Origin of the sequence: Nonlabens arenilitoris (assembly GCF_002954765.1) — a bacterium.
Taxonomy (GTDB): domain Bacteria; phylum Bacteroidota; class Bacteroidia; order Flavobacteriales; family Flavobacteriaceae; genus Nonlabens; species Nonlabens arenilitoris.
Genome location: NZ_MTPW01000001.1, coordinates 3,172,138 through 3,184,689, shown reverse-complemented (window position 1 = coordinate 3,184,689; position 12,552 = coordinate 3,172,138). Strand labels below are relative to the sequence as shown.

The following is a 12,552-nucleotide window of genomic DNA, read 5'->3' as shown; positions in this document are numbered from 1 at the left end:
AGCACTAAAGTTAGCAAATAAATCACAGATAGAAAGTCCGAGAGGACTTTCGTAAGTAAGCTATAACTAGCAATGAATTATACACATTGTTGCCATTAGTTTTTTATTCGTAATCATCATTATACCAACCTTTCCATTCTCCAGTTTCAGGATAAGTCAATTCGTAAATTCTCTTTTCAGAAGGACTTAAACTGTCCAAATATTTACTCAATTCCATTATATGAGTTTCTCCATAACCCATTCTCCAACCAATACTATATTTGTCAATTTCTGGATAAGCTAACCAAGGTGGTAAAATCGGATTTTTGAGAGTTTTAAATTCTCCAACTTCATTTAGAATGTCTCTTGTTTCCATTAAAGCGTATCCGAGTAAATTCAGTCCATTCCAAAAGTATGGATTTTTAGCGTCTTCATTATTTTGAGCGAGTCCAATTCCCCAAATATTGTCGACTGGACTTGCCTCAACTAAAATTCTGTCATTCGTATTTCTTAAAAATTCCGATAGCTTTGGGTTTTGACTAAACTTGTGAAAATTACCTCTTACAACTATTTCAAATCTATTTTCTTCCCAAATTCGTTGGTTAAAGTTCTTTACTTGTCTGCCAAGTTCTTTTACTTTTCCAGCTTTTGAGCTTTTGATTATTTGTTCATAAATGTCTTTGTCATTAAACAACAAAGCTTTTTCAGCCATCATATAATGTTCGGCTGTCAAGAATTTAATTCCGTTAACTTCAAATTCAGATTCATACCATTGACTGAAACAAGATTTCGTAATTCGGTCAGACTTTTGATGTCCCCAAAATAGAAGGTATTTCAGGTTTTCACCTGATTCAATTCGTTCAATTATTTTCTCGTTCGCGTAGTTCATTCAAATTAATGGCAACGTTTTGTGTATGCTACGTTGCTCTCACAGAATTTAATTAATAATAAACAACTTTAGAAATTATGATAGAAGATAATAAAAATACCGAAAAGCAATGTGATATACACGTTGTTAGTAGCAGTACGGATGTTAAGAAAAAACCCATTTGGACTGACTATTACTTAAATAAATACAAGTGGTACAGAAAAAAAAGAAAATGCACTTGGTATAAACACGAATTTACCAAAGAGGCACTTGAATTATCAATAACATTTGTAGGAACTTGGTGGGCTTTATACGATAACATAAATAGATACTCTAAAGTGGTTGACAAAGAACAATGGTAGTATTGCTACTAATGGCAAAGGTATAAGGCGAGTGAGGCGTTTTAGCCGGTACGCGTAGACCTTTTGGTTGTTGGTTAATGGATGTGAAGTTACAGAATTTTGGAACAATCACAGCCTCGCTATAAGCCTTTAAAACGTCTCAATCGCCATTATACAACGTTCTTGTTTGTTTCCTAGCGGCTGGCGTGAATTGAGTAAGTACAAGAATACATTTGCTCAAGAGGTTTTACAGCTTTGCCATTCTAGTCCATTGAGTAGGTTGGGAGACTTGTGATTTATAATTACTATAGCTGGTTGGTCTTTTGCAGCGTTATTGCAGTGCTATAGTTTCTAATCCCAATAGAGTAATTATAAATTACAAAAGCGAAGACCTACGGCCGCAGGCAATGGACTAGAACGTAGTTGTATAAGGTTTCGTTGCGACCTTGAACAGCAACTAACTTAATTGAAAAAACAGAAATTATGAGTACAGAAATTAGTGAGCAAAAAGAAATAAGCAATGAACTTTATACGTTGTTAGGCAACGTTTTGGCTGAAGATGTATTAGTGTGTTTAGATATAGCTAGAAAACATCTTTTCTTAGATACGGTTTCAATGCTTTATTTAGACGAATTTCACGAAAAAAGAATGCCTAACAAATCTTTAACATATTCCAATATTAGAAGAAAGTTTCGAAAAGCATTGAATACTTGTGTTGAATTAGGTTATTGTAGTAAAAGCTATATTGGTACAACATATTATCAAACAAGTGATGTTTTTGGGGGTAAAAAAGCACTGTCTTATGACTTTAGTAACTACTTTAATGTTGCCTAACGGTAAAGTATATGAACTGTTTTATACAATTAATCACAAAATAAAAATAGAAACAATAACCGTCCTCGCATCTTTTTTGAGCGTTGGCAAAAATCACAGAATTAATGAACGAGCAAAAAATACAAGAACTACTAGACAGCTTATACAAATTAAAATATGACTGGAATTCTGGTGGAACGACATATAAAAGTGAAGTGATAAGACAAGAAGGTAGACAAAATGTAGAGAACATTATTAGAGCTTTTTTATTTGATAACAGAGATGAGAAACAAGGTGTTTTAGAGGCTAAAGTATTTATGTACGAGCAAATTATATCTAAAAGCTCTTTTGCACCAATGTTAGATAAAGAAGCGTTGGCAAAAAAAGATGCTGAGCCTGTACAAACATTTGTAAAACTACCTATAAAATAGTTTATATACAGTGTTCTTGTGAGTGCCACCTTTTCTAACCGCAATCGTGTGGCATTCACTAGAACGTTAGTAAATACAAACCTAAGTAAAATAGTATAACATTACAATACTGTATATGAACCTAATGCAAACCTTTTACTACTTTTGTACATAACTCAAAAATGGCAGTAAATGCAAACCTTTTATGATTTTAAGAAATTATTGACCATTAAAAGGTATGCTCATAATACCATAGAATCTTATGCAGGACATCTTATTGCTTTTCAAAAATTCTTAGGGATGGACAGACCACTTGATGGTCTTGATAACTACCAGGTTAATGATGCAATTAGTAAAGTAGTACCTCACAAAAACCTTGCTTTAGGCACTCAAAAACAATTGATAGGTGCTATTAAATTATATTTTAAAGAAATGCACAATCGAGAATATGATTTCTCAAAAGTTTATCCACGTTCAACACCGCAACCATTGCCCACTGTTTTATCTACAGTAGAGGTAAAGGCTATATTAAACAGTTGTGTGAATAAAAAGCATAAAGCAATGCTTGCCTTTATTTATGGATTAGGTTTGCGCAGTGGTGAGTTAATCGCTCTTAAAATTACAGACATAGATAAACAAAGACAACAAGTCCATATCAAAAATTCCAAAAATGGCAAAGATAGAGTACTGCCTTTACCAGCATCACTTAAGCCAGTCTTAAAAGCTTATTATCTAGAATACAAACCCAAAGAATATTTATTTGAAGGGCAAAATAAACCACAGTACAGTCCTCAAAGTTTGCGTAAAGTTTTTCATATCGCATGCAAGAAAGCCAATATTAAAAAGTACGTTACCCTACATAGTTTAAGACATGCTTATGCAACGCATTTAATGGATTCTGGTACAGACGTGCGCATCATTAAAGAATTACTAGGACACACTAATCTTAAAACCACATTAATTTATACACATGTAACCACTCGCACCATGCAAAACGTGGCGTCACCATTAGACTTTCTATAACTGTAGGGTTGGTCGTGTATTCGCTTTCGCGGAAGCGTATAAAAAAAGCCCTGATACATATCAAGGCTTGTTCTTTTAAAATAGAGTAGGTGTTTACATTTTATCAATGTCTCCGCTACCAGTTACTTTTTTATCTACATTTCTAGTAGTTCCCTTATAACGTATGTCGCCGCTACCGGTTACACGTGCTTTAAGATCACCACCGTTAATATAAACGGCTAGATCGCCACTACCGGTTACTGACGCTTCTACATGGTTAGCCTTTAATTTATAAGTGTTTAAATCACCACTACCTGTAACGCTTGCATCTAGATTTTCGGCACGACCAGCGATGTTCATATCGCCGCTACCAGTAACAGATGCTTTTAGATTTTCGGCCTCGATGGTTAAATTCATATCTCCAGATCCAGATACTTTTAAGCGCATGTTGCGTGCTTTAAGTGTCATGTCGCTTTTAATCTCACCACTACCAGACACACTAGCATAGTCTATAGACTTTACAGGTACGGTCACGGTTATAGGTTTTCTAGGGTTGATGTTGGTATTATTTTTAGTACCTATAATTAGTTTGCCACCACTTACTTCAACCTTAAGATGTTCCATGATGTTAGATTCTGCCTCTACTTTTATCTTGCCTTCAGTTCCTGGTACTAATACCACATCCATAGAGCCTGCAACTGCAACACCATCATAGTCGCTGGTGTTAAAAGTCTTTGTAGTTAAATCACCGTTACCTTTTACAGATTTATTGCCAAACCATTGTGCTGTGGCCATTTGTGTGCTGCATATTACAATGCATAATAGAAGTATCTTTTTCATAATTTTTGTTTTAGCTTATTAGTGGATGGTTCAAATATGACCGATTATTGATTTTTATAAAATATAGTGTGACTGAGTTGTCGTTATCTGTGATTGAGTTGTGCACAATCATTAATGTTTTTAAAGCCTTAAACGTTTATAATGATGTACTAGTTGATTGTTTAATCTATTGCTCTCAACTTTACACCACCATAAGAGGTGCGTATGTTGATGGTATTACCACTGTTCTCTGAACCGTTATAACCGGCTTTTAACTTATCAGTATAATCACTGTCTGATCTGGTTACAGTCGCCGCATCACTTATAGAGATACCTGCAAACTCTGTGTCTATGGTAAAGTCAAAACGGGCACTGGCATCATACCTAAGGTTCACTCCTGTAAAATCACTACGTATGGTGACTTCTTTAAATCCTGCCTGTAAACGTGCGACACTTATAGATCCATAATCTGTGTTTAAATCAAGCATATGGGTAATGGTACCTATCTTAAAGCTTACATAATCACCACGACCTACAAAGTCTGCCGCTTCACCTATGGTAATGCTACCATAGTCTGTATTGATATTAAGATCTGTGACTTTCTTAAACTCGCTATGTGTATAGTCTGCTTTTAACTCAATCTTTTCAGATTCGCCTATTGTAAAGCTGCTGTAGTCTGCGTTAATACTGGCAGATTTTACATAGTCTAAAGTCGACTTATTGGTATAATCCATTTTAATGTAATTATCTGCATGCCATAACTCACCGATATCCATTCTACCATAATCGCAATTTAATCGTGCGTGACCTAGTAGTTTATCTAGGGATAGTGTACCATAATCATTACGAGCATCTAGGTCGTTAGTCACAGGCATTTTAACCACATAATTAATTTCTACACTCACGTTATTACTAGAGCCAAACCAGCTGCTCCAGCTCCAGTTCTTGCGTCTAGCGTCTACCATCGTTTTTGCACTCACACGGCTTGCGCTAGATTCAAAGTTAACGTCAATCTCACGCAGTTTTTCTTCTACATCTTCTTGATCATCACCAGTAACCTCTACATAAACCTCAATCGATACTGTAGGTTGATCCCATGTGGTAATGGTCATGCTACCATATTTATTATCTAATAAAAGCATGGCGTCTTTATTTACCGTGTAGGATTTTTTAAGACTTTTCTTTTTAGTGTATTTACCTTTTACAGGACCAGCAACTACTGCCAGTGGCAATAAAAAAGCTAGTAATAATATTTTATAATATGGTTGCATCTGTATTCAGTTTAAGTTGTTTAAGAGATTCTATATGTTCTAGTGCTGCTTCCAGCAATGCTATTCTGTTTTGAAAATTCTGTATCATCGCTGCAATTACCTTGCGACTGTTACCGCTATTATCTAGGTCTAGTTTCAATTGTTGATAATCATTTTCTAGTTCTAGTAACTGTACTTTAGTATCAGCAATTAATCGTTCCGTCTCTGGACTGCTTTCAGACTCTAGTTGTTTTAACTCTTCGGCAATGGTGTTAGAGAAAAAGTCTTGTGCATTAGCCATTTCTGGTGACACACTAGCCAGGTCTGTATCATTACTAGATCCCAGATTGAAACCAGCCAGTCCCATTAATAGCGCCAGTCCTGCGACTAGAGACCATTTAAACCATGTATTTTTTCTTGCATCGACATGACCTTCTGCCTGGCCATCTCGATCTATAGGGATCACTTTTTCATCTTCTTGAGCCGCTTGTAAACGTTCTAGAAATCTATTGCGGTGACCGCTAGGTAACTCTGTGGTATTAAAGTCTTGCTCTTTAAACCAGTCTTCCATTGATTTACTCATGAGCTTTAATTTTAGTTCTTAAACTTTCTTTGGCACGTGAGATCGTCGTGCGACACATCGCATTTGATATCTTCATGATCTCACATATTTCTTCATTATCCATACCTTCTATAAGATGCAGCGTTAAAATCTGCTTGTAATTATCTTTTAATTCGTTCATGACCAGCAGTACTTTTTTTGCTGTCATTCCAGCGTTTTCCATATCGATTTGTTGGTCATCTGCTTGCGATTCTAGATGATAGGCTACATCATCATAGGATACGGTTTCCATTTTTTTAGTCTTGCGCAATCGCGATAGACTGTTATTAATCACAATGCGTTTTAACCAGCTGCCAAAGGTTGCCTCTCTATTCCACTGGCTCATTTTATGAAAAGCCGCAATCATGCTTTCTTGCATGACGTCTTCTGCCTCGCCACTGTCTTTAAGGATGCGCAATGCCACGTGATACATGCCACGTGAGTAGCTGTCATACACTTTCATTTGTGCCCTTTGATCGCCTTGCTCGCACAAGTCGTATACGGATATTTCAGTTTCTGTTAATGTCACTTGGTTAGTGTTACGTCTTAAAGATGCAGCTTTTTTCAACTTGTTACAGTGGACTGGCACTGAATTTGAAAAACTAATGATAGCAATATACTTTGTTTAAAGTAGACCAGTACCATAGCCTTGTGTTGTAAGGTGTTTAAAATATTGATTTAAAGTGTTTTAGTGCTGGTTATTCTGCTTTCGCGAAAGCGTAACAACAACTATCTATTGCTATAAAATAAAAATAAAATAATTGAAAAGCTGCTGTGTTTTGTGACATAGTGGCGAGAAGAAAGCATATGTTCAATCCAAAGAAGATTAAAATAGACAACTTGTCACTAGGTGATCTAGATCACGAGGCAGAGTTGATTCCATTATTAAGTACAGAAGATGAGGAAGAGATGAATAATGAGTCTGTTCCTGAAGAGTTGCCCATATTACCATTGCGCAACATGGTACTTTTCCCAGGTGTCGTTATTCCTATCACTGCTGGTAGAGATCGCTCTATTAAATTGTTGCAAGAGGCAAACGCAGCCAATAAGGTCATAGGTATCGTCGCTCAAAAAGATGAATCTATTGAAGAGCCTGGTGCAGACGACTTGCACAAAATAGGAGTGGTCGCTCGCATCTTACGTATTTTAAAAATGCCTGATGGTAATACGACAGTGATTATACAAGGTAAGAAGCGTTTCCAGATGGGCGAAATCCTGACAGAGCAGCCTTATATCACCGCTAAAACCACAGACATACCAGAGGCAAGACCACTACCAGATCATACAGAGTTTAATGCTATCATAGATTCTATTAAAGAACTGTCTCTAGAGATTATAAAGCAAAGTCCTAATATTCCTAGTGAGGCAAGCTTTGCAATTAAGAATATAGAGTCCAACTCTTTCTTAGTGAACTTTGTGTCATCTAACATGAACCTTAAGGTGTCAGAAAAGCAACAGTTGCTAGAAATGAATGACCTTAAAGATCGTGCACTAGAGACCTTGCGTTTTATGAATATTGAGCAACAAAAACTGGAGCTTAAAAATGATATTCAGTCTAAGGTACACTCAGACATTAATAAGCAGCAGCGTGAGTATTTCTTGCACCAGCAAATGAAAACCATACAGGATGAACTAGGTGGTGGCGTGTCTGCACATCAAGAGCTGGATGAAATGCGCACACGTGCCAAGTCTAAGAAATGGGATGATAAGGTAAAAGAACACTTTGAGAAAGAGCTTGCAAAAATGCAACGCATGAATCCGCAAGTGGCAGAGTATTCTATACAACGCAACTATCTAGATTTATTCCTAGATCTACCGTGGAATGTGTTTTCAAAAGATAACTTTGACCTTAAACGTGCTAAAAAGATCTTAGATCGTGATCACTACGGTCTAGATGAAGTAAAGAAACGTATTATAGAATATCTAGCGGTTTTAAAACTGCGTAATGATATGAAGTCACCTATCTTATGTCTTTATGGACCACCTGGAGTAGGGAAGACCTCTCTAGGAAAATCTATGGCCGAGGCACTAGGACGTGAATATGTGCGTATATCCCTAGGTGGATTGCGTGACGAGGCAGAGATCCGTGGACATCGTAAAACCTATATAGGTGCGATGCCAGGTCGTATAATACAAAGTATTAAAAAGGCAAAAACGTCTAATCCGGTTTTTGTACTGGATGAGATTGATAAGCTTAGTTCTTCTCATAACGGTGACCCATCAAGTGCAATGCTAGAAGTACTGGATCCAGAGCAGAATAATGCGTTCTATGATAACTTTCTAGAAATGGGCTTTGACTTAAGTAAAGTGATGTTTGTCGCGACATGTAACTCTTTAAATACAATTCAGCCAGCGTTGCGTGATCGTATGGAGATTATCAATGTGACCGGTTATACTATTGAAGAAAAAGTAGAGATAGGGAAACAGCATTTGTTGCCTAAGCAATTGAAAGAACATGGTCTTACCAAAGAGCATTTAAAAATAGCTAAGCCACAGATAGAAAAAATAGTAGAAGGTTATACTCGCGAGAGTGGTGTGCGTTCGCTAGATAAGCAAATGGCAAAAATGGTGCGTTATGCAGCAAAAAGTATTGCCATGGAAGAGCCTTATGATCTTAAGGTGACTAATGAAACGGTTGTAGAGGTTTTAGGTGCACCACGTATGGAACGTGATAAGTATGAGAATAACGATGTGGCTGGTGTAGTAACCGGACTAGCATGGACTCGTGTAGGTGGTGATATTCTTTTTATAGAATCTATTCTTTCTAAAGGAAAAGGAAGTCTTACCATAACGGGTAACCTAGGTAAAGTAATGAAGGAAAGTGCTACCATAGCTATGGAGTACATTAAGGCAAATGCAGATGAGCTAGGGATACCTACAGAAGTGTTTGAAAAATATAACGTCCACATTCACGTGCCTGAAGGAGCAACACCTAAGGATGGTCCTAGTGCTGGTATCACCATGTTAACTTCGCTAGTTTCTTTGTTTACACAACGTAAAGTGAAGAAAAGCATCGCCATGACTGGAGAAATTACCCTACGTGGTAAAGTACTACCTGTAGGCGGAATCAAAGAAAAGATTCTTGCGGCTAAGCGTGCACGTATTAAAGAGATTTTGCTATGTGAACAAAACAGACGTGATATCGAAGAGATCAAACCAGAATACTTAAAAGGTCTGACATTCCACTACGTTAGTGATATGAGTGACGTGCTAGAACTAGCGCTTACTAAGCAAAAGGTTAAAAATGCTAAGAAGTTGAGTTAAATAGTTTTAGTATTTTAAATTTCAAAATCCTCAGTTTACGCTGGGGATTTTTTATTCCTATTTGTCAATCAGATTTTGTCGTAGTTGGCTTTACGCTATGGAAAACGACTTCGACAAGCTCAGCCTGACATTCGTGCTTTTATAAAATAATAAGACAAGCATTTTTCTTAGGAATAGGAAAGGTGTGCAAAGTGAGCGACAGCAATCTAAGGTTGAATAGGTTAAAATACAGTAAATCTGTTTTATACCTCTTGAGTTCAACATGTTTAAAAAGATGACTATTCCTAAAATTCCTTATTCAATAACTAGCAACACGCTTAAAAATAAATTAAACTTGCAGTCGTTAGAATAGAAGTGAAAAGATTTCAATCCCATATATCGATTTTATTGGTACTGATGTTGTCTGCTGCTTTCGCGCAAGCGCAAATAGGAGGAAGAACTACGTACCAATTTCTCAACCTACCAGCTGGTACAAAACAAGCTGCTCTAGGTGGTCGTGTACTCACTGGTGTGGATTATGATCCTACCTCTGGAATATTTAATCCAGCGACGATTAATCCTAAAATGGATAATCAGTTACAAGTAAATTATGCTAACTATCTAGGTGATGTTAATTATGGTACTGCGGCATATGCTTACACATGGGATCGACATGTGCAGACTTTTCATGTAGGTGTAACCTATTTAGATTATGGGACTTTTGATGGCTATAACGAGCAAGGAGTTTCTACAGGTGAATTTGGCGGTAATGAAGTAGCGATATCTGCTGGATATGCTTATAATATTCCGTTTTCAGATATTTATCTAGGCGCAAATGTAAAAGTCATCTCTTCAAAGCTAGAGCGATATACCTCATTAGGTGGCGCGATCGACTTTGGTGCACTGTACTATAATGAAGATAAAGATATCAGAGTAGCTTTAGTCGTGCGCAACATCGGTACGCAGTTTACACCTTATAATGAAGTTTATGAAAAACTGCCATTAGAGGTTGCTTTAGGATTTTCAAATAATATGAGAAATCTGCCTTTACGTCTTCACGTGACTTTAGAAAATTTACAGCAATGGAATATTGCTTTCTCAAATGATGCCAATGCGCAAACAGATCTAGACGGTAATGTCATTGAAGATAAACCTGGATTTTTCAATAATGCACTGCGTCATACAGTATTTGGAGTAGAAATTTTTCCAGAACAAGCCTTTCAAGTGCGACTTGGGTATAATTTTCGCAGGGCACAAGAGTTGAGTATTCAAGACACCAGAGCATTTTCTGGTGTAAGTGCAGGATTCTCTTTAAAAATTAATAAAATGCGATTCAGTTATACACATGCGCGATATACACTGGCATCACATACCAGCCTTTTTGGGGTTAATATAAATTTACAATAATGAGCGATAAGATTACGATAGCGATAGATGGACATTCCAGTACCGGTAAGAGTACTGCTGCAAAACAACTTGCGCAGCGATTAAAGTACATTTATGTGGATACAGGTGCTATGTATAGAGCTATTTCTTATTACGCTTTAAGCGAAAACATCTACCGAGATAATCAACTACATGCACAAGAACTTATCGATTCCTTAGATAAAATTAAGGTATCCTTCCAGCGCAATGAAGAAACAGATCGCGCAGATGTTTATTTAAATGGTAAAAACATTGAAAAGCAAATACGTACACTCGAGGTAAGCAGTATTGTAAGTCTAGTAGCTGAGGTATCTGCAGTAAGAGCAAAGCTTGTTGCACAACAACAAGAGATGGGAAAAGAAAAAGGTGTGGTCATGGATGGTCGTGATATCGGAACCGTAGTTTTCCCAGATGCCGAACTTAAAGTATTTATGACCGCAGCACCAGAAGTACGTGCACAACGTCGTTATGATGAACTAATAGATCGTGGTGATGAGGTTGTTTATGAAGAAGTTTTAAAAAACGTCATAGAACGCGATTACATCGATTCTACAAGAGAAGACAGTCCGCTAACACAAACAGCAGACGCAAAATTACTAGACACTAGCGAGATGAATAGAGCACAGCAGTTTGAACAACTCGTTCAATGGGCTGAAGAGGCGATGCGATAGTTAAATAATGTCATTCCGAGCGCAGCGAAGGAATCTGCTTTGTGAAAATCAATAATAATTTTGGAAACTGTCATTAGACACTTGCTTGCTCTGAGCTGGTCGAAGTGATGCGCAATCTGCTAGTTCTATAGATAAAAGGTCATTTAAATCAACTTTACAAAAGGATTTGCAGAAACTGTCATATATAAATATGCAGATTCGGTTTTATTATATTTTAGATCTATCTCCATCATATACTTTATAAAGAATATCAAACCTATTATATCAGCGATACTACCAATAACTAGGATAAAGTTATTAATAATAAGTAATGGTTTAGGTATTTTATCTTCTTTCCCTTTTTTCATTTCTTACTTCTTGATTACAGATTCATAAATCCCAATCCATTCCTTTACGCTCATCTTAGTACATAGTTCTGCAATCAACTCTAGCGGAATATCATTGACCTTTTTAAAACGGATACAGCTTTTCCCCATATCCAGTTTATATTTAGAGTGTTTTGGATATTGCTCTTTGAACCATTCCATTAGAGGTGGATGTGCATAAATTCCAGAGTGATACAGTGCTATAAAATTTTTCTGTGAAGCAACATTAATAAATGGTAATGGAGAATAGTCTTTACCTACATGATATCCTGGTTCATAAACCGATTGAGGTACATAATAACCTAACATACCATATAACATACCTTCTTCTAATTCTGCCGGTATATTTTTAAGAATAACATTTCTCAAGTCAGAAATTGGCTTTTTACGGTCTTCAGGAAGCTGATCGATATATTCTATTGGAGTAGAGGCTTTTGAGGTCATAATCAGTAATAATGGTCTTATCAATAATACGATTATTTAAGAATAATAAAAAAAACCTCACAGATAATGAAAAGTACTTTTGGCTTATAAGTCTTCTCATGGTCCAATCTGCGAGGTTATTGTGCATCTGTCGTTAAATAGAAATATAATAACAACGATGTAGAATATTTTTTAATATTTGGGTGGGCGAATGTAAGGTTGAATTATTATAATTTCAAACAGTAATGAGTAAAAATTCACCTTGAATTAGTGTAGAATAGTTAACTGCCTAGTCTACAGATATTATTTACGCTTTCGCGAAAGCGATAACAACCATTGTTA

General features: G+C 36.5%; 14 protein-coding genes. 7 read left to right on the top strand and 7 right to left on the bottom strand.

The window, feature by feature from the left end:
• Positions 1-103 precede the first annotated feature (103 nt).
• On the bottom strand, positions 104-868 hold the full coding sequence (locus tag BST92_RS14250) for a riboflavin biosynthesis intermediates N-glycosidase (protein ID WP_105071636.1): 765 nt from the start codon (positions 866-868) through the stop codon (positions 104-106).
• A gap of 77 nt (positions 869-945) precedes the next feature.
• Here BST92_RS14250 and BST92_RS14245 point away from each other — a divergent pair, with 77 nt between their 5' ends.
• The 4 genes from BST92_RS14245 (at position 946) to BST92_RS14230 (ending at position 3,434) form a co-directional block, all read left to right on the top strand.
• Positions 946-1,209 (top strand): hypothetical protein, encoded by a 264-nt coding sequence (locus BST92_RS14245; protein WP_105072065.1) that lies wholly within the window; start codon positions 946-948, stop codon positions 1,207-1,209.
• 462 nt (positions 1,210-1,671) lie between these two features.
• Positions 1,672-2,022, top strand: a complete 351-nt coding sequence (locus tag BST92_RS14240) for a hypothetical protein (RefSeq protein WP_105072064.1) — start codon at positions 1,672-1,674, stop codon at positions 2,020-2,022.
• A gap of 104 nt (positions 2,023-2,126) precedes the next feature.
• Positions 2,127-2,432, top strand: coding sequence for a hypothetical protein (locus BST92_RS14235; RefSeq protein WP_146105168.1), 306 nt, complete (start codon positions 2,127-2,129; stop codon positions 2,430-2,432).
• Between the two features lie 171 nt (positions 2,433-2,603).
• Positions 2,604-3,434 (top strand): tyrosine-type recombinase/integrase, encoded by an 831-nt coding sequence (locus tag BST92_RS14230; RefSeq protein WP_105072062.1) that lies wholly within the window; start codon positions 2,604-2,606, stop codon positions 3,432-3,434.
• A gap of 93 nt (positions 3,435-3,527) precedes the next feature.
• On the opposite strand, the gene BST92_RS14225 is transcribed toward BST92_RS14230, so the two are convergent.
• From BST92_RS14225 to BST92_RS14210, 4 genes are all read right to left on the bottom strand, one after another.
• The gene (locus BST92_RS14225; RefSeq protein ID WP_042297287.1) at positions 3,528-4,253 is read right to left on the bottom strand and encodes a head GIN domain-containing protein; all 726 of its coding nucleotides are present in this window, start codon (positions 4,251-4,253) and stop codon (positions 3,528-3,530) included.
• Between the two features lie 161 nt (positions 4,254-4,414).
• Positions 4,415-5,503, bottom strand: a complete 1,089-nt coding sequence (locus BST92_RS14220; RefSeq protein WP_105072061.1) for a hypothetical protein — start codon at positions 5,501-5,503, stop codon at positions 4,415-4,417.
• Positions 5,487-6,065, bottom strand: coding sequence for a hypothetical protein (locus BST92_RS14215; RefSeq protein WP_105072060.1), 579 nt, complete (start codon positions 6,063-6,065; stop codon positions 5,487-5,489). Before BST92_RS14215 ends, BST92_RS14220 begins: the two co-directional genes overlap by 17 nt.
• On the bottom strand, positions 6,058-6,651 hold the full coding sequence (locus BST92_RS14210; RefSeq protein ID WP_342747880.1) for an RNA polymerase sigma factor: 594 nt from the start codon (positions 6,649-6,651) through the stop codon (positions 6,058-6,060). The genes BST92_RS14215 and BST92_RS14210 overlap by 8 nt, the downstream gene beginning before the upstream one ends.
• Before the next feature lie 239 nt (positions 6,652-6,890).
• Here BST92_RS14210 and lon point away from each other — a divergent pair, with 239 nt between their 5' ends.
• From lon to cmk, 3 genes are all read left to right on the top strand, one after another.
• The gene (gene lon, locus BST92_RS14205) at positions 6,891-9,347 is read left to right on the top strand and encodes an endopeptidase La (protein WP_105072059.1); all 2,457 of its coding nucleotides are present in this window, start codon (positions 6,891-6,893) and stop codon (positions 9,345-9,347) included.
• 354 nt (positions 9,348-9,701) lie between these two features.
• Positions 9,702-10,733, top strand: a complete 1,032-nt coding sequence (gene porQ, locus BST92_RS14200) for a type IX secretion system protein PorQ (protein ID WP_105072058.1) — start codon at positions 9,702-9,704, stop codon at positions 10,731-10,733.
• On the top strand, positions 10,733-11,422 hold the full coding sequence (gene cmk, locus BST92_RS14195) for a (d)CMP kinase (RefSeq protein ID WP_105072057.1): 690 nt from the start codon (positions 10,733-10,735) through the stop codon (positions 11,420-11,422). Before porQ ends, cmk begins: the two co-directional genes overlap by 1 nt.
• Before the next feature lie 143 nt (positions 11,423-11,565).
• Here the strand turns inward: cmk and BST92_RS14190 are convergent, their stop codons facing one another.
• Both BST92_RS14190 and BST92_RS14185 read right to left on the bottom strand, forming a co-directional pair.
• Complete coding sequence (locus BST92_RS14190) at positions 11,566-11,769, bottom strand: hypothetical protein (protein ID WP_105072056.1); 204 nt, start codon at positions 11,767-11,769, stop codon at positions 11,566-11,568.
• A 3-nt stretch (positions 11,770-11,772) separates the two neighbouring features.
• Positions 11,773-12,231 carry a DUF1801 domain-containing protein gene (locus tag BST92_RS14185; protein ID WP_105072055.1) on the bottom strand — a complete coding sequence of 153 codons (459 nt, stop codon included), beginning with the start codon at positions 12,229-12,231 and terminating at the stop codon, positions 11,773-11,775.
• Positions 12,232-12,552: the final 321 nt, after the last annotated feature.